Raw genomic sequence first — 18,442 nt, forward strand, 5'->3', positions numbered from 1 at the left:
TGTTCACGATCTTAAGGAAAATACAAGGACCAAAATTTTATCGAAATAGAAAACCAGGAACTCGATGAAGAAGGTAAAAAAAAGGCCCTCATATAAGAGAGCCATTTTTCACGTTTGAAAGAAATTGGATTTGTTAGAAAAACTTATACGTTGCCGCAACCGTAAAGGTTACACCCATTCGGTAAGAATAGAATAGTAAATCTTCACCAGTCACTTCACTTTTTTGATACACTTTAAAACGAGTGTCCATAATGTTTTTCGCAGCAGCTTTAAAATCTAAGCGATCATCATGTTTATAAGTATAAACAACATCCGTGATTCCTACACCGCGTTCGATAGCATCAGGAGTTCCGTTGGCACCAACGGCATAGATTCTATCACCAAAGAAATTATAATACACACCTATTGTTTGGTTTTTCTTTGGAGTAATGAAATAATCAAACTTTAGATTGTAGACGTATTCAGATTGGCCTTGGAGAGGTCTTGAAAGATTTGTTGGGTCAAATGATGCGGCAGTATTTAATTTATCAATTGCTCCAGATTTAATAAACGCACTATCTAACCAAGAAAGAACTTGTACTTGCGATTTAATGAAGAATAAGTTGGTTTCCACTCGGAATCGATCAAAGAATTCTTTTCGATAATCTAATTCAACTCCTTTGATAGTCGCTTCTTTTGCATTTGTATAAGAGAAATTGAATGAAATTCCACCTGACTGAGGTAAACCAACCATCTCAATTGGGTTCGATAAATTTTTATAAAAAGCACCAATTCCAAAAAAGTCTGAATTTGTGATATAGTATTCATATCTTACATCATAGTTATGGATATAAGTTCTTTTTAAGTTTGGGTTACCGAAAATCCTATCCGCTCCAAAATAAGGAGTGAATCCGAATGGTGATAATTCTCTTAAATCAGGACGAGTTATCGATTGGGTAAGACCAAATCTTAGATTCATGTCTTTATTCATTTCCCAAACCATATTTGCAGAAGGCAATTTATCTTGGTTTCGTAATGTTCCTATACCATTATTATCAACATCGCAAATATTTGATCTGACTAAAGCGACTCTTATGTCTTCGTTATTTACGGTACATCCATAATCAACGTTTCTCAATGAACTTGTATCTCTAGTCCTAAAAGTTTTCACTTTTTGGAAGGAATCTTCAAATCGAACGCCACCAATAAATCTTAATTTTGGAATTAATGGCATATCCACTTGTGCAAATTGCGCATGCAATTTCTGTTGAGCATCGTAGGCGTTAGGTTCGATTTGGCGTTCTGAAAACGTTTTGTTCGCTACTCCAGTCGATCGTTGAACGTATTCTGTTGGGTTATATACGACCTCTCCTGGAACAGGGTAATAATCGACTGGAAACTGAGTTCCAACATTTGACTTGTTTCCAAATTCGCGAAATGTAAAACTCTTGAATCGATCAAGAGCCATTCCACCGATTTTCAATTCTGATTTTAATCCATTCCACTGTTCAAAAGGAATCGAATATTTCAAGTTAGCTTGTCTAACCGTGTCGGCGGTTGATGAAAAAAATCGAGTTCCATCTGGGTTATTTCCCAATCGGAAATATCCATCAGATAAGTTCGCAGGATTTGATCTCCTCCAAACTTGTTGGATTAAATTCGGTTCCTCGCGATTTGCTAATGAATAAGCTAGATTCCATTCTAATTTATGAGGACGGTTCATACTTCCAAATTGTAACGCATGATCTCCACCGAGGACGGTATTGAGTAATCCTCTTGAAGTAACGATTCCTGTTTGCGATAGAAAATCAAAGTTATCGATAAAATTTTGACCGAATGCGTCACGAACAGTCGTATCCGATGCAACGGTATATAGATTTTTCAAATAGATTTGCTGACCTTTTGTCATTTCATAAGACAAGTTTAAGTTAGCAGCAAAGTTTGTGTCCTTGTTATATACTTTCGTATCCTGTTTTTGGATTGGAATTAAATACGTAGTTTCTGGAGCAATGATACCACCTGCATAATTTGGAATGTATCTTGCCGACTTTTCGTCTCGTATTCTATATTCCTCACTTCTAACAACACCAAGTAAAACACCCAAACGTTGTCCAGACTCAGTCAGTTTGAATGTATTTCCAACAGTGAAATTGATATTTTTATCATAACCACCTTTTCCTGAATCGGGTGTCCATTGTTGGTTGAACGTTAATGAACTTAAGTTAACAAAATTTGGTGGGAGTCCTCCGAATCTATTACCAGGCTCAAGTGGTAAAAAGCCAGGGAGTGAGTTAACAATACCAGGGAGCTGGTAAGCAGAATTTGGCCTTCCTAAAAAATCAACAGCATCAAAGGTTTTGAATTCATATCCGGTAGAATTCATGTTTCTTCCAATACCCAAACCGACATTCAATAGAAATTTGTCAGGATACTCTTGCGTTTCTACTTTGACCAACCCACCCGAGAACTCTGCTGGATCTTCAGGAACAAATGTTTTGATGACTCGAATATTTTTTAAAATAGATGCGGGAAAAATATCTAGTGGGACAACTCGTTTGTCCGGTTCCGTTGTTGGAATCAATACTTCGTTTAAAACAGTATTGGAGTAACGTTCGCCTAAACCACGAACGAAAACATATTTTCCACCAATGAGTGTGATCCCTGTCACACGACGAACCACATCACCTGCATTCGAATCTGGACTTTTTTTAATGGCTTCTTGAGAAATACCATCGGAAACTGCAGCCGATTTACGTTGGAGTGCTAATAGTGCAGATTCGGTGTTATTGGATGCTCTGTCCTTGACTTCGACAGTTTCTAATGTTTGGGCTCCAAATGTTACATTGATAGATTGATTTTTTCCAGGTGTAATGACAACAGAACGTTTTTGGGGTCCGTATCCATACATTTGGAATTCGACGTCATAAGAACCAGGAGGAAGAGATAAGGAATATTTCCCATCAAAATCAGTTTTAGCAAACTTCTTTTCCGAGCGAACAACGATGGTTGCTCCAAAGACAGCTTCTCCATTTTCAGAATCGATGATAACACCGCTGATTGACCCATTTGCCTGTGCAAAAAGCGAGAATGGAGTTAAAATGGCAACCAACAAGAGGATTTTTAGATTTTTCATACGTTTAGATCTCTATGGGTAGATTTTTGAATCCACCCTCGAGGTAAACGATTAGTGATTTACTACCGTTACAGTGAGTTTAATTTTGTGTTACAAAATTGTAATAATTCAGGGAGATAAAATTGCAACTTTGTAACGGTTCCCTAATTGCATGACACTCTTTATCTCAGTAATCTCTACCTTTCCTTTCGGTGTAGTCACGATTACCAATCCAATTTTATGGAATTTTGTTTTCCCATAATCTTGTACAGACTTAACTAAAACCTTGATGGTTTTCAAATCCGTGACCTGATATGGTTTTTCTTTCAACTTACCCAGTGCCAAAACTTCAAATGAACTGATCATTTTATTGTAATCTTCAATTGGTGTGACATCTAAAGAGGTTCCATAACCTAGAATATTGGGATACAGAATATAATCTTTTTCCTTTTGGTTCACTAAGGATTTTAGTTCAGTAGATTCGCTTTGATTAGTTTTTCGAACCTCTACAAGAAATTGTTTCACTGCTTCCTCCACAGAAGAATAACCTTCTAGCGGTAAATTTGCCGAGCTTCTTTCCTTTAAGATTTTTTTTGACTCTTCTAATTTTAAATTTTGTATTTCATTAGAAGTATTTATTTCAGGATTTTCCTTCTTACAGTTGAACAATAAACCAACGATGATAATAATTATGAATGTTTTCTGTTTCATTGTTTTAAAATAAAAAAGGCTCCGGAAATTCCGAAGCCTTTTTTATAATTTTTTAAAATTTGTTTATTTGCTTCTAAAGACAGCCCAGCCATCCCACCACTTACCTTCAGCGACTGATCCGCCACCAAGAGAACCATCACCAAATGTAGTTGTGAAATCTGGCTTAGTTGCTCCAGTTCCGCAAGTTTCAATGTTTCCTAATGTTGTAATTGGAAGTGCAGTGATTTCAGTGTTGTTTACCATATTGGTACAAGCACCATCAATTGTTGCACCTTTTCCACTTTGACCTTTTACGTTTGTCCAAGATGTAGGATTTGTGTTTGCATCACATTGAAAGTTGTTTGTTACGTATCCATAAACCAAACCCTTTGAAAAATTTCCTGTGTGTCTTTCTCTGATTCGCATACCAACGCCACCAGTGTAGGATTGACCAATTGTCGTGAAGTTTGTCACAGTAGGGTTTGAAGGTCCTGCAATTACAGCACCACCTTCTGTTCCATCCATTTCAAAACCATGTGGGTCAGACGATTTTGTTCCTCCACAAGACTCTGGATATTTTACACTGATAATGTGATTGAGTGTTCCTGTAAATCCTTCATCCACATCAAAGTCATCATCCATACCACCAGATACTAAAAGGTGTGAACCATTTACATTTCCGCCCCACCATTCAAATCCATCATCCAATGGTCTGTGAATTTGCACATAATCGTAGTTACTATCTTGCGTCACTGTATAACTAGAAAGACCATTCAATTCGTTTCCAGGTGCCACCTCGTTTCCAACGAATTCAATGACAACATACTTTAAATTTGCAATTCCATTTAACGTTCCTGGGTATGATCTGGGAGATGTTCCTTCCGTATCATTTGGTGCCGTATTTGCTTTAATCGCGCTGTTTCCAACGATTACGATTCCACCCCAATCACCAGGCGCTCTTGTTCCAACAGTTGCCGCCGAAGTAAAACAAATTGGTTGAGCTGCTGTACCAATTGCAGAAAGGGTTCCGCCTTCATAGACGAAAAGTGAAGATCCTCTTTCTCCGTAAATGACAGATTTTGGTAGCACAGTGATAGAACCACCATTTGTAACGTTTACAGTTCCTCTAAGCAGTGCAGAACCGCTTACAGTCACTGCAGAGGAGATAGTTCCCTCTAGAATTTGAGTAGGAGTTGGTACACCAACACCATCACATAAGTCAGATCCTGCAACACCTTGGTTTGAAAACAACAATGCTGCAAGTAAAAGACTATCATCTTTTTTACTTTCTGTACAATTCACCGCAGTGAATCCCATCAATGCGATGGAAAAGAGCACCAGGCTTTTTTTGAATGAATTTTTCATTTTAATCCTCTTTCGAAATGATTCGAATTTGTTTCGCTAGCGGGTCTTCCCGAAAGGGATTCGTTAAAATTCTCCCTCTAGCTATGGAAACTATGTTCTTTATTTGTTACAAGGGGATGACAAGCTGGTGAAGGTTTGGTAAAGGTTTCGTGAATGGAGGATTATGGATTGAGTCGGTTTAGAATTTTAATCAGGTTACTTTTGATCCGTCGGACTTGGTCGGTGGTGAGTTGTAGTTCGCCTGCCTCCGCTTTTTCTATGACACGTTCCGCTTTGGTGACAAATGTGATTGCTTCTTCATCGACGGTTTCTTTGCGAGCTTGTTTATCCCGGTAGGCATCCAAAGCCTTTTGAACATCCAAAAGTTCTTTGGAAATCCCACCAATTGTTATGTTGAGTTCAACAATGTTTTCATCCATTCCAACAATACCCTTTTATTAAATGAAATAAACTACTTTTAACTCAAATTATTGATACAAGACATCGATGAATTTTTTCTTAGCATCTAAATGTTCTTTGAAAGTAGATGAAAAATAATGAGAGCCATCTGGTTTCAAAAGGAAAAACAATTTATCAGATTTCATTGGCTTGAATGATGCCTCTAACGCTGGTAATCCGGGATTAGAAATGGGACCTGGTGGCCAACCGCCATTAATATAGGTATTGTATGGAGATACGATTTTTAAATCTGATTCGAAGAGTCTTTTTTTAGGTTTATCAAATAGATATTGGATCGTTGCACAAGATTCTAAATTGATATTCTTTTCGATTCTTGTGAGGAATACTCCGGCCATCATGGGTCGTTCTTCTTTGCGAACTGCTTCTCTTTCGACAATGGAGGCAAGCACAACACGAAAATGTAGATCGGCTGGTTTGATTCCTTTTGCTTCTGGAATGGTTTCTAGTTTTTTATAAAACCGTTTGATCATCATTTCTGTAATGCGTTCGAGTGGGTAGTTCAATGGAACTGAATATGTTTCAGGGAACAAATATCCCTCTAACGTTTTTGCAGGGATGTTGTATTTTGTGAGTAATGCTGGGCTTTGTGTCACTTTTAGAAATTCCTCTCTGGATGGAGAAAGTTTTTTTGTGACCAAAAGATCGCCGATTTGGCGATTGTTATAACCTTCGGGAATTGTAAACGTTACGAGTTTTACTTTTCCTGAGATGATGACATCAAGGATTTTTCGTGAGCTCATTCCATCATTGATGTCATAAACTCCTTGTTTGATTTTATTTCCTGCTCGAGTGAATTTGATGAGATAATTAAAATAAACGCTTGATTTGATCATACCAGAAGCAGCTAACTCACGTACCACACTCGATGATGGTTCACCTGAATCAATGATGAGTTCGTATTTATTTTGACCATCGCCGACGGCACCACCTTTGATTTCATCTACGACAAAAAAACTGATGAGCGCCAATACGAAGAGTAATGCGGCACCTAATCCTGAAAGTACTAGGTATTTTTTAACTTTTGAGTTCATTCCTTCCCCATCCTTCTGCAACTATCGACAATTACCAAATCTTTTTTAGGGTCTGAGTACTGGTTCCATCTCCAAACGGATTGAAAAAGTATCAAAGACTCGATTTTGGATCGATTCTGCCATTTCCAATAATGCAGAAGTTGTCCCATTTATATTGATTAGACCCAAACAGTGGTTGGTCGAGATACCGACTCCACCCGGAAACACGTCCCCTTTTTTGATACCGGAGTGTTCTATGAGCCAAGCTGCCGAAAGTTTTTTCGCACCAGTATGGTCATCGAACATCGGTGGATCCGAATGCCCTAATTTTTTTGCCTGGATTAAAAATTTTTCCGCATCAGATATTGAAATAATAGGGTTTGTAAAAAAAGATCCCGCCGATCGGGTATTAGGATCAGATTCATCGACAACCATTGATTTTTTCTTTCGTAAATTGATTATCAAGTTTCGCAGGGATTCGAGTTTTAAAAATCGATCTTCGGCCTCATATTGATTTTCTTTACTCTCTGAAAGGAATAATTCCCATTGTTTTTTGACTTCCGGGTAAATTACACAAGGCTCCAATTCTTTCGATAGTTTAAATCTGACCGATGTAATGATGTAATTTCGAAACTTTCCAGATTTGAATTCACTATTTCGGTAAGTAAACTTAGATTCTTCATTAGAAATAGTCTTCGGATTTCCATTTTCATCGATACATTGAACACTTATAATTGAATCTTTAACTTCTTGGCCATAGGCACCAATGTTTTGGATTGGTGAGGCGCCTACAGATCCTGGAATACCTGACAGACACTCAACACCACTTAATCCTTGTTTAACGACATATTCTACAAATTGATCCCAAACAACACCTGCACCTACTTCATACAGAACTTCTGATTCGTTTGCATCCAAACATCTGATCCCGGGAATTTGGATTAAAAAAATGGCACCATAAAATCCATGATCTCGAAAAATAGTATTTGAACCACCACCTAAAATGACATAAGGAAGTTGATTCTTTTGGCAGAAGGTAAGTGCATCTTTTAGATCTTCTGTTGTTTTGATCGATATAAAATACTTAGCTTGGCCACCTAATCGAAATGTAGTCAACGGAGCCAATGGGATATTCTTTTGGACCAACATAGTTCCAATAAAAAGTTTCCGCAAAAATAGTAAGTAAGAAAATCTGTCTTATGAGTCGATCCAAACTGAAAGTTTACGAATATTCCGGCTGTAGCACATGCAGAAATGCGCTCAAATACTTAAATTCAAAAAAAATTCAATTTGAACAAATACCTATTCGGGAAACACCCCCATCTGTATCCGAACTTAAGAAAGCAAAACAATACTTAGGTGATATCAAAAAACTTTTGAATACTTCGGGAAAGGATTATAGGGAAGGAAATTGGAAGGAAAAATTGGCCAAACTCAGTGAAGACCAAATTTATAAATCCTTGTCGGAGAATGGAAACTTGGTCAAGCGACCATTTGTCGTAGGTGATGGTTGGTATTTGGTTGGATTTAAGGAAGAGGAATGGGGGGAAAGGTTTTAGGGGTGGGGTGAGTTGCGGAAATTGGTATCCCCGCCCTGATTAGGGTGGGGAACTAGACCCGCCACCCAATACGTCCTCTCTATCACATCCCCATTCCAAAAACAAATCTATACCTAAAAGAAAAATTTATTCTTCACAAAAGTTCATATTTGCTCTCGAATTACATCATATCCTGTATTGACTGCTTACTATTTTGATTTTTTTCCTTTTTTTCTTCTTACCGTCATTTCAGAATCAATTTCTTGCCCATCTTCGAAGTATACTTGAACCATTTCAGAATTCTTATATTGTTTTTTTATCTCTTTCTTAATTTTACTTTTATTATCGAGATTCAATAAGAATTCCATAACCATTGGTAAAACTAACCTCGATAATGCGGTTGCTACTAGTACACCTGCAATTACTACTGTGGCGAGTGGTCTTTGTACTTCCGCTCCAGCCATGTTTGACAATGCCATTGGCAAAAATCCGATGGCAGCGATAAACTCAGTTGTTAATACTGGTCTTAAGGAAAGGATTCCTGCAGAAATTACAGCTTTATTCAATGGAACACCTTCGTTAATTTCATCCTTCAGTGTAGAAGCATAAACAACTCCATTCAAAACTGCAATTCCACTGACAGCGATGAATCCTACGGCAGCAGGAATGCTAAACGGTAATCCACGAAGTAATAAACCTAAAATACCACCTGCAGTTGCTAAAGGAACGACTGAGAATACGCCCAGTGCATAATAACTGCTACTAAATGCAATTACGAGCATGATAAATATTATAGCAAGTGCTACAGGAACAACTAATACAAGTCGATCTCGTGCACGGACGAAATTATCAAACTGACCTCCCCATTCCATTTCGTAACCATTTGGTAGGGAGTCTGTAATTGATTTAGTCTTTTCTTTGGCCTCATTAATAAATCCAACCAAATCTCTTCCTCGAATATTCACTTCAACAAATATTCTACGTTTCAATCCTTCTCTATAGATTGCCGATGCAGAATCTAATACTTCTATATCTGCTACCTGAGCTAATGGAATTGTTACTCCTGACGAAGACATAATTGGAATATTTTTTACAGATTCAATATCTCTAGCTTCTAAATCGAGGCGCAATACAAGATCATAACGTCTAGCTCCTTCAAATATTTTTCCAGCAGTAGTACCAATTCGCATCATCTCAACAGTCCGGAGTATTTCAGAGGCTGAAACTCCGTAACGTGCCATTTTATCATAATTTGTATTCACCTGAAGCATCGGTAGACCTAATACTCTTTGAACGCGAAGGTCACCAGTCCCTTGGATTTTACTAAGGATATTTGCCAATTGATCAGCTTGCAGTTTCAAAAGTTTTAAATCATCTCCATAAATTTTCAGAACAACATCAGCTTTTGAACCTGTTAATAATGCATTAACACGATTTTCAATTGGTTGCGACATGCTGAAATATGTTGATGGTATCGATTCTGTTAACTTTTTTTTAAGGACATCCATCAATTCTTCTCGATTGGATGCATTTTTCCAATTGGATTTATTCGTCAGTTTTACCATTACTGAAGTTTCTTCAGTTCCAAGTGGCTCTGCGGCTGATTCGCCTCGACCAACTCTGGATACAACGCTTGCTATTTCAGGATATGGCTTGAGTACTCTTTCAATTTCTCGATTTAGATTTTTTGAATAATCAATTGCAGTTGAAGGTAATCTTTTAGCATCAATTTCAATCTCACCTTCATCAATTCTAGGCAAAAATTCAGATCCAAGATATGAACCGAGAAAGAAGGATAGAATAACTAAACTTAGAGAAAAGATTAGAATATTTTTTTTTCGAGTCCAACCCCAATTTAATAGTTTAGTATAATACTCTTCTATTTTATCCCAAGCATGTGCTTTATGAATAAATGGCTTTTTATAAAATAAAGCTAAACTTGCTGGAAAAACTGTTATTGAAAATATCAGTGCACTAGCCAAAGCTAATGCTACTGTAATAGCCATGGGTCGGAACATTCTGCCCTCAACTCCTTCTAGAACCATTAATGGAAGATACACTAACATAATGATGGCGACAGAAAAAACAGCCGCCTTTGCAACTTTCTGACATCTACTTAAAATAATCTCTTCCGTTTTTTCTTGGATTTCTTCTAAACTCATTGGGCGATTGAAATTTTTCCGTCCAATATAAAATCCAGCTAACACCGATTCTAACATTACAATTGAACCATCGACTAGCAATCCGAAATCCAATGCTCCTAAAGACATTAAATTCCCTACTACACCAAAATACCTCATAAAGATAACAGCAACTAACATCGAAACAGGGATTGCTAATGCGACTAGTGCACCACCTTTTGCAGTTCCGAGCGTAAATATCAAAGCAAGGAATACCAATATTGCTCCTTCTGAAAGGTTTATGAATACCGTTTTGAGAGCTCGGTTGATAAATTCAGATCTATCATAAAATGATTCAATCTTCATTCCCTCTGGCAAAGTTTTGCTAATATCTTCAATTTTATTTTTAACGTCTACTACGACATCTCGGGAGTTTTGACCAAGGAGCATAATAACCGTAGCAGCCACAACTTCCTTACTATCTTTAGTAGCAATTCCAAATCGTAATGCGGACCCTTCTTTAACATCTGCTATTTGACCCAATAAAAGTGGAATACCATCTTTCGACGTTCTAACAGCGACTCTTTTGATCTCTTCAATACCTTCAAATTGACCCTCACCCCGGATCACCAGCTGTTCATAGTCTTTCTGAACGTATCCGCCACCTGTATTAAAGTTTGCAGACTTTAAATTTTCTATAATTTCCGAAATGGTGAGTTTATGAACTTGTAACCTTCTTGGATCGATTAGAATATGATATTGCTTTAAAGAGCCACCTAACGTATTAACTTCAATAACTCCGGGAACACTTTTGATTTTTTTCGATAATTCCCAATCAACATAACTTCTTAATTCTGTTTCATCATGCTTATTAGATAATAAAACAAATTCATATATATCACCTAATGCTGTAGCAACGGGAGCTAATTCGGGACGTCCATATTCAGGAGGAATTTTTGTATCAACTATTTTTAAACGTTCATTGACGAGCTGTCTTGCAAACCAGATATCAACACCATCTTCAAATATGACAGAAACCGAACTCACTCCGGCACGAGAAATTGACCTAATTTCAGTTGCGCCCGGAATTCCATTTAACTCTAGTTCGATCGGATAAGTGATAAATTGCTCAACTTCAAAAGGAGTTAAAGCAGGAGAGGAAGTAACGGCCGTTACCTGAACATTGGTAACGTCAGGAACTGCATCAATTGGCAATTTTACAGCATTAACGAATCCAATCAGACAAATAATGAAAGATGAAACTAAAACGGCGATTTTATGTTTTATTGAAAAACGAACAATTACTTCAATTATCATAATTACTATCTTTTGATTTAGGAAAATCGATGAAAGGAATTTTGCGGAATACAATTGCGGAAATTGGTATCCCCGCCCTGTTTAGGGTGGGGAACTAGACCCGCCACCCAATACGTCCTCTCTATCACATCCCCATTCCAAAAACAAATCTATACCTAAAAGAAAAATTTATTATTCATAAAAGTTCATATTTGCTCTCGTATGACATCAACCTCAACCTTCAATTTGTGTTTTCCTCCACCAAACAAAATTCCTTTTAGTGGCGAAACATCAGAATAATCCCGACCAATTGCCGTTATGATATATTCTTCCGAAATTAATTTTCCATTGGTCGGATCAAAATCCAACCAACCTAAGGTTGGACAATAAACTGACACCCAAGCATGTGTTGCATCACTTCCTTGTAACTTTGGAGTTCCAGGAGGGGGAAAGGTTTCTAAATATCCACTTACATAACGACAAGGAATATTTAACGAACGTAATGCGGCAATCATCAAATGAGAAAAATCTTGGCAAACACCCTTTTTTTGAAACAACACTTGTTCTAGTGGTGTATTAATATTGGTTGCCTTGGGGTCATACTGAAAATTCTCAAAAATATATCTAGTTAACTCCATTGCACCAACAAACACCGGTTTATTATATGTAAATATGTTATTTGCGAAATCGAAATAGTTTAATTTAGAAGATATATACGGAGATGGTTGAATGAATTCAATTGCTTGTAGATCAGAATCTAAGGTTGATTCATGTATCATATTATAAATAAAATCCCATGGAGTTGATTTTGATAAGTCAAAATCAAAACTTTGATGGGTTCTAACCGTTGATTCAACAACTACTTCTAAAAATCGATGAGGGTCTTCTACAGAAAAGAGAAACACCTGGTTTCCAAAATAGTCTCTTCGAAACGAAGAAACTACAGGTTTAGGATTAACGGTTACATGAGTCCTATAACAATCCTGATGAGTGGTTGTTAATGGATACATGTGGGCCATATTATGACAATACGCTACAAAATCATCATAACTATACTTTGTTTTATGGATAACTTTGAAATCAGCCATTTGTATCACCAATTCTTGTTTGCTCTTCCGTATAATTGAAGTAACGAGAAGATAGTGATTCTGATAATAATCTCAAATATCCATGTAACTCTTCTAACCAAATTGATACGGCAGTTAACGGCGATTCTGATTCGAAGAAAATTGAGATGTCTTTCATCTTAAAATGAGTATACAACTGTAAAGCAGCTCTATCTTCTGAATAAACTGTTTTTTTATCTTTGCCTGGCAAAAACTGTAAATCTGCATTAATCTGTTCTAATTGATATGCCAAGGATCTTGGATTTGATGTATCAAACAAAAGAATATCCAAAACAGATTCTTGATCAATTTTACCAGAGTAACGACGGTTATATGTTAAACGGATATCGCTAATTCTCAAAAATGTTTCGAATGAGGATTTGTCTTCGAAACTTTTCCACTGAATCATTCCTTGTAACATGAGTATCATATTGATTGATCTTTCAATTCTTCTTCCAAGATTTAAAAAATACCATCCAGACTCCCGACTCATGTTCTCGAATGAAAGTCCTGTGAGTGATGATAGATTCACAATGATCTTTTGAAGAAAATCTATTATTTGATCATAAGATTCGATTCCATAACTTGATTGATCTTCTAAATGAAGAAGAATTTTCTTCATATCATCGGAAAGTCGATCTCTTACCGATTTTGAAGCCAAAACCAAACTTCTTAAATGAAACCCTAAACTTCCTACAATATTCCTATCGACGGTCAAACGTTGCAATTCAGGAAATGGATTTGCGAAAAGTTCCCCGGAATCATCTCCTAAAAATCCTGGATAACTATTTGTTACATGTGTAACAAGTTTTAATATATTTTCTAATGATTCCTTTTCGTAACCATCTTCGACTTGTAGAATTTTAAAAACTGCTTCTCGAATCACTCGAGTTTGGTTTTCGGATCTTTCTAAGTAACGAGCCAACCAAAATAAATTATCAGCAACTCTGCTTGGTACACCAGAACTTTTGCGAGAAATCAAAATTTGATCTGATTTAGGAACAAGTAATGATTCTTCTTTTTGAGTTTCTGTCGATAATACCCATAAATCTTTACTCCAAGCACCACGTTGGCTTGTGATAAAAAAATCATCGAGACTCGGCGACACTCTGACAAGCCCTCCCGCCATGGTTTGGTAACCAGAACCAGAAGATGATACAAAGGTACGCATAATTGCTCTGCCAGGACGAAATCCATTTTCACCTAATACCGGTACTGTGGCAGATTGGATCATTTCTTGTGCAATGAATCGTTTTGGAGCTTGTCTTAATTTTTCTAAAAATACATCCTTTCTCTGGCCACTCAATTCAACAAATGTAACAGGCAATTCTTCATCTGTACGGGAAACGGTTTTAAAAACATATTTTTCTGGATTTTGTAAAACCAATTGAAATTGTTGATTGTTACCTAACCAGTAAGTAGGAGCCATCGGAAGAATTAAATCTTCTCCCAAATAAAACCTACACAACTCTGAATAAAAAGGTAAAAGTGCGCGATTCTCTAAAAAACCTGTTCCAATTGGATTTGCAATTTTTACATTGCCTGACCGAACTGACTCTAATAATCCAGGAATTCCTAGTAATGAATCTCCTTTTAATTCAAGAGGATCCATAAAATCATCATCTACTCTTCGTAAAATTAAATCAACTTGTTGCAATCCTTCAACAGTCTTCATATATACTTTGTTTTTTCGTACAGTTAAGTCTTCCCCTTGCACTAGAGTATAACCTAAATATCCTGCTAAATAAGCATGTTCAAAATATGTTTCATTCGAAGGACCTGGAGTTAATAAAACGATTAAAGGTTCTCTTCCACTAACACCAGATAATTGTGTTAGTGATTTTCGTAGCGATCGAAAATATACGGCAACGCGATGCACCATGGCATCACGATACATACTTGGAAATATTCTTGATAAAACAATTCTATTTTCTAAGGAATAACCTGATCCAGAAGGAGCTTGTACACGATCGTTCAAAACATAAAAATTTCCATCAGATGCACGGATCAAATCACAAACAAAAAACATTAACGCTGGATTTTTTGCTAAAAATTGATTCGATTCATACATCCCGTCACAAGCACGTAAAAACGATGTTTCATTGAATAAAATTTCTGCTGGTATTTTTTTCTCATACAACAATCTTCTTTTTGAATAAACATCTCGTATCAATGCGTCTAAAAGATCAGCTCTTTGGTTTAGACCTCTCTCTAAAATTCTCCATTCCTCACTTTCCATGACAAGAGGAAATAAGTCCAACTCCCAAGGTCTTTCTTTTGCTTCCCGTTGTTCCGATTGGTAAAGATTATAAGTCACTCCATTTTCTCGTAAGATACGATCTGTATCTCGTCTGCGGTTGATTAACTCTGCAGGCCCAAGTTCTTGGAAAGATTTTACTAAAAACTTATATTTGTTTCGTATCTGACCGTCAAAATCATACAACTCATCGTAAACACCAGGGATGGTTTTATAATTATCAATGAGATGATAAGGGTCTTTCGTCATCATTTACTTAGAAGTAACCATTCTTAAATCCAATGTACAAGGAAAGGCTTTATTTTCCAATCGTATCGGAGGTAAACTCTTTCCTATTTTGTGACCATGTGTCCAAAAACGAGAGATCCTTCGAGATTCTGCCTCATATCCATTGATAGGAATGGTTTCGTAAGAAAGTCCTCCTGGATGGGAAACATGATAAGTACAACCTCCAAGCGAGCGATGGTTCCAAGTATCATATACATCAAAAACTAATGATTGTTGTGCAGGTAGTTGTGGATGCAAAGTGAAAACTGGAGACCAAGCTTTAAATCGAACACCAGCAACAAATTCGTTTTGTATCGATGTAGCCTGTAAAGGAACTTCATAACCATTACAACTCAGTTTATATCGATCAGGATGAAATCCTTTCACTTTTACTTGGACCCTTTCCGTTGCAGAATCCACTCCCCTCGATGTACCTTGAGAAGTATTTTCTTCACCTAACACGTTCCATGGTTCCAGTGCCATCCTCAATTCAATCTCCATGCCATCCAAATAACAAATCCCATATTGTGGAAAACGAAACTCAAAAAATGGATCAAAATCTTTCGATAAAAACGAAAACCCCTGATTTTGTAAGTCCATGATTACTTCTTTAAAATCACGATATACAAAATATGGCAACATAAAACGGTCATGAAGCTCTGTATTCCAATTGATGGGATTTCCAAAGTATGGTTCTTCCCAAAACTTACAAATGATCGCCATCATAAACGCTTGTTGGATCACACTCATTTGATAATGGGGTGGCATCTCAAAGGCTCGCATTTCGATCAAACCGAGACGACCTGTCGGAGAACCAGGATCAAATAATTTATCAATTGAAATTTCAGTTCTGTGAGTGTTACCAGTAACATCGATTAAAATATTTCTTAACAATCGATCAAGTAACCAAGGAGGTGTATTTCGGCTTGAATCAATTTGTTGGAATGCAATTTTTAATTCGTGTAAAGAATCATTTCTCGCTTCATCAATCCTGGGTGATTGAGAAGTTGGTCCAATGAACATCCCTGAAAATAAATAGGAGAGACCTGGATGATTTTGCCAATAGGAAACCAAACTGCGAAGTAATGATGGTTTTCTAAGAAAAGGACTGTCACTAACCTTTTCTCCACCTAACGTAATGTGATTACCACCACCAGTTCCAGAATGCCTTCCATCAATCAAAAACTTTTCCGCTGTTAATTTGAGTTGGTGTGCTTCTTCATATAGAATTTTTGTTTTTTCAACAATTTCTTCAAATTGACTCGATGGATGGAAATTGACTTCAATGACACCTGGATCTGGTGTAATTTTAAATCGATTTAACCTTGGATCACTCGGTGCTTCATACCCTTCGATCACAATTGGTAAATCTGTTTCCAATGCTGTTTGTTCAATAGCATAAATAAGATACAACCAACCTTCCAAAGATTCGATCGGTGGTAAAAATACTCTTAGATTTCCATTTCTTGGTTCTACACAAAGAGCTTTGCGAGAGATCTCAACACCTGTATCATCACTGACACTTGCCATTGGTAATGGATACTGGCTTAATTCTTTTACTTTCGGAAGTGGTGGTTTTGGTGAAAAAGGATCTTCTGGAGAAGTGAATTGAGATTTTCCACTTAATGATTGTAAGGGCAAACGTAATCCAATGGGTGAATCACCTGGGATCAAATACATTTTCCCTCTGCGGAATTTCCATTCGTTTGAAGTCCAAAATTTTTGTAATGGATCAAAGTCCAATGGAAGCACATAACCGACCTCTTTATGGATCCCTTGGTCTAGTACCTTCACAATCCTTCTTCGTTCCATTGCATCGTAGGAATTTGATTCTTCTAACAACGTTTCCATTTCTTCTGGTAAATTTGATTCTTGCCATAGATAGTATAAATTATCTTCGTAGGCAGGTAAGACGGAAGTGGATGGAACTTTTAAATACTTGATTAAGCTAGAAATAAATTTTCTCGCATCATCGGTATTAGCTGATCCTGTATACCGATCATCTGCTAATAAATGTGGGTTTGACCATAAAGGTTCTTTATCTTTGCGCCAATAAGAAATCAAAGCCCATCGAGGGAGTGGTTCTCCAGGATACCATTTTCCTTGCCCGTATTGGAGTAATCCTCCAATGGCAAAATGTTTTCCCAATCTTTTGATGAGTTGTTCTGATTTGGAATACTTTTCAAATCCAAGCGCATCATAATTCCATTCTGGCGCTTCTCTATTTTCAATCGAAACAAATGTTGGTTCACCACCGATCGTCAAACGGATGTCATTTTTTTTGATTCGTTTATTGATTGTATCGCCTAATCGAATGATACGATTCCAATCTTCTTCTAAATACGGTGAGGTGACTCTGGTTGTTTCCAAGACTCTTTCCACATGCATGGAAAAAGAAAATTCCATTTTTGCTTTTTCAGCAAATCCATGGATCGGACCTGCTGATTCTGGCTCGGGTGTTGCTGCCAGTGGAATATGACCTTCCCCAGTGAATAGTCCTGATGTTGGATCAAGACCAACCCAACCCGCTCCAGGTAAATACACCTCCGCCCAAGCATGTAAATCCGTGAAATCAACTTCCGTTCCAGAAGGACCATCTAATGATTTTATATCCGCTTTTAATTGGATCAAATAACCAGATACAAAACGAGAAGCGAGTCCCAAATGACGTAAAATTTGAACAAGTAAGTAAGCGGAATCACGACACGAACCCATCCGTTTGGTTAGAGTCACTTCTGTTGGTTGGACCCCAGGTTCCATCCGTATCACATAACCAATGTCAGTGTATATCTTTGCATTTAAGGCAACTAGAAATTCTACGATTCGTTTCTTTTCACCATTGATTGTTTTTAAATAAGAAGCTAAAAGTTTTCCTGGTTTCTTTGGTTTGAGATAAGGAGCGAGTTCTTTTTTAAGAATTTTATCATATTGGAAAGGATAATTTTCAGCATATTCCTCAACAAAAAAATCGAAAGGATTGATCACTTTTAGATCTGTTACCAAATCCACTGCCACTTGTAAAATGTTGGTTTTTTCAGGAAACACCAAACGAGCTAAATAGTTTCCAAATGGGTCTTGTTGCCAATTGAGAAATTTTTGTTCTGGAAGGATGTTTAAAGAATAGGATACAATGTGATTTTTTGTATGTGGGGCTGGACGTAACCGAATCACATGTGGCGAAAGTGAAATTGATTTGTCGTATTGGTATGTAGTGATATGTGTTAAAGCGACTCGTATACTCAT

The 18,442-nt window shown here is 37.0% G+C and carries 10 protein-coding genes and 1 pseudogene; 1 reads left to right on the forward strand and 10 read right to left on the reverse strand.

All coding sequences use genetic code 11. The features are described 5' to 3' along the window. Window positions 1-133 precede the first annotated feature (133 nt). The 6 genes from LEPBI_RS16475 to LEPBI_RS16500 all read right to left on the reverse strand — a co-directional run bounded on the left by LEPBI_RS16475 (window position 134) and on the right by LEPBI_RS16500 (window position 7,764). Entirely contained in the window at window positions 134-3,112 is a 2,979-nt protein-coding gene (locus tag LEPBI_RS16475; protein ID WP_012390282.1) for a TonB-dependent receptor, read from the reverse strand. A 108-nt stretch (window positions 3,113-3,220) separates the two neighbouring features. Then, window positions 3,221-3,802 (reverse strand): hypothetical protein, encoded by a 582-nt coding sequence (locus LEPBI_RS16480; protein ID WP_012390283.1) that lies wholly within the window; start codon window positions 3,800-3,802, stop codon window positions 3,221-3,223. Between the two features lie 63 nt (window positions 3,803-3,865). Further along, the gene (locus LEPBI_RS16485) at window positions 3,866-5,146 is read right to left on the reverse strand and encodes a hypothetical protein (RefSeq protein ID WP_012390284.1); all 1,281 of its coding nucleotides are present in this window, start codon (window positions 5,144-5,146) and stop codon (window positions 3,866-3,868) included. A 161-nt stretch (window positions 5,147-5,307) separates the two neighbouring features. Further along, window positions 5,308-5,565, reverse strand: a complete 258-nt coding sequence (locus LEPBI_RS16490; protein ID WP_012390285.1) for a hypothetical protein — start codon at window positions 5,563-5,565, stop codon at window positions 5,308-5,310. A gap of 48 nt (window positions 5,566-5,613) precedes the next feature. Next, window positions 5,614-6,636: an endolytic transglycosylase MltG gene (mltG, locus tag LEPBI_RS16495; protein WP_012390286.1), complete on the reverse strand. Its 1,023-nt coding sequence runs from the start codon at window positions 6,634-6,636 to the stop codon at window positions 5,614-5,616. 45 nt (window positions 6,637-6,681) lie between these two features. Further along, entirely contained in the window at window positions 6,682-7,764 is a 1,083-nt protein-coding gene (locus tag LEPBI_RS16500) for a UDP-N-acetylmuramate dehydrogenase (RefSeq protein WP_012390287.1), read from the reverse strand. 50 nt (window positions 7,765-7,814) lie between these two features. Between LEPBI_RS16500 and LEPBI_RS16505 the strand changes: the two genes are divergently transcribed. Further along, the gene (locus tag LEPBI_RS16505) at window positions 7,815-8,174 is read left to right on the forward strand and encodes a Spx/MgsR family RNA polymerase-binding regulatory protein (RefSeq protein ID WP_012390288.1); all 360 of its coding nucleotides are present in this window, start codon (window positions 7,815-7,817) and stop codon (window positions 8,172-8,174) included. A 236-nt stretch (window positions 8,175-8,410) separates the two neighbouring features. Here the strand turns inward: LEPBI_RS16505 and LEPBI_RS16510 are convergent. The 4 genes and pseudogenes from LEPBI_RS16510 to LEPBI_RS16525 form a co-directional block, all read right to left on the reverse strand. Next, window positions 8,411-11,587, reverse strand: a pseudogene (locus LEPBI_RS16510) (efflux RND transporter permease subunit); the annotation flags it as partial. A 188-nt stretch (window positions 11,588-11,775) separates the two neighbouring features. After that, complete coding sequence (locus tag LEPBI_RS16515) at window positions 11,776-12,657, reverse strand: transglutaminase family protein (RefSeq protein ID WP_012390290.1); 882 nt, start codon at window positions 12,655-12,657, stop codon at window positions 11,776-11,778. Further along, window positions 12,650-15,184, reverse strand: a complete 2,535-nt coding sequence (locus tag LEPBI_RS16520) for a circularly permuted type 2 ATP-grasp protein (RefSeq protein WP_012390291.1) — start codon at window positions 15,182-15,184, stop codon at window positions 12,650-12,652. Before LEPBI_RS16520 ends, LEPBI_RS16515 begins: the two co-directional genes overlap by 8 nt. Then, window positions 15,185-18,442 (reverse strand): transglutaminase family protein, encoded by a 3,258-nt coding sequence (locus LEPBI_RS16525; RefSeq protein ID WP_012390292.1) that lies wholly within the window; start codon window positions 18,440-18,442, stop codon window positions 15,185-15,187. It lies immediately after the preceding gene.

The organism is Leptospira biflexa serovar Patoc strain 'Patoc 1 (Paris)', assembly GCF_000017685.1.
GTDB lineage: Bacteria > Spirochaetota > Leptospiria > Leptospirales > Leptospiraceae > Leptospira_A > Leptospira_A biflexa.

Coding starts and splice junctions, on each gene's coding strand:
- LEPBI_RS16475 (WP_012390282.1), bottom strand. CDS start 3,112: ATGAAAAATCTAAAAATCCTCTTGTTGGTTGCCATTTTAACTCCATTC.
- LEPBI_RS16500 (WP_012390287.1), bottom strand. CDS start 7,764: ATGTTGGTCCAAAAGAATATCCCATTGGCTCCGTTGACTACATTTCGA.
- LEPBI_RS16485 (WP_012390284.1), bottom strand. CDS start 5,146: ATGAAAAATTCATTCAAAAAAAGCCTGGTGCTCTTTTCCATCGCATTG.
- mltG (WP_012390286.1), bottom strand. CDS start 6,636: ATGAACTCAAAAGTTAAAAAATACCTAGTACTTTCAGGATTAGGTGCC.
- LEPBI_RS16520 (WP_012390291.1), bottom strand. CDS start 15,184: ATGATGACGAAAGACCCTTATCATCTCATTGATAATTATAAAACCATC.
- LEPBI_RS16515 (WP_012390290.1), bottom strand. CDS start 12,657: ATGGCTGATTTCAAAGTTATCCATAAAACAAAGTATAGTTATGATGAT.
- LEPBI_RS16480 (WP_012390283.1), bottom strand. CDS start 3,802: ATGAAACAGAAAACATTCATAATTATTATCATCGTTGGTTTATTGTTC.
- LEPBI_RS16490 (WP_012390285.1), bottom strand. CDS start 5,565: ATGGATGAAAACATTGTTGAACTCAACATAACAATTGGTGGGATTTCC.
- LEPBI_RS16525 (WP_012390292.1), bottom strand. CDS start 18,442: ATGAGTATACGAGTCGCTTTAACACATATCACTACATACCAATACGAC.
- LEPBI_RS16505 (WP_012390288.1), top strand. CDS start 7,815: ATGAGTCGATCCAAACTGAAAGTTTACGAATATTCCGGCTGTAGCACA.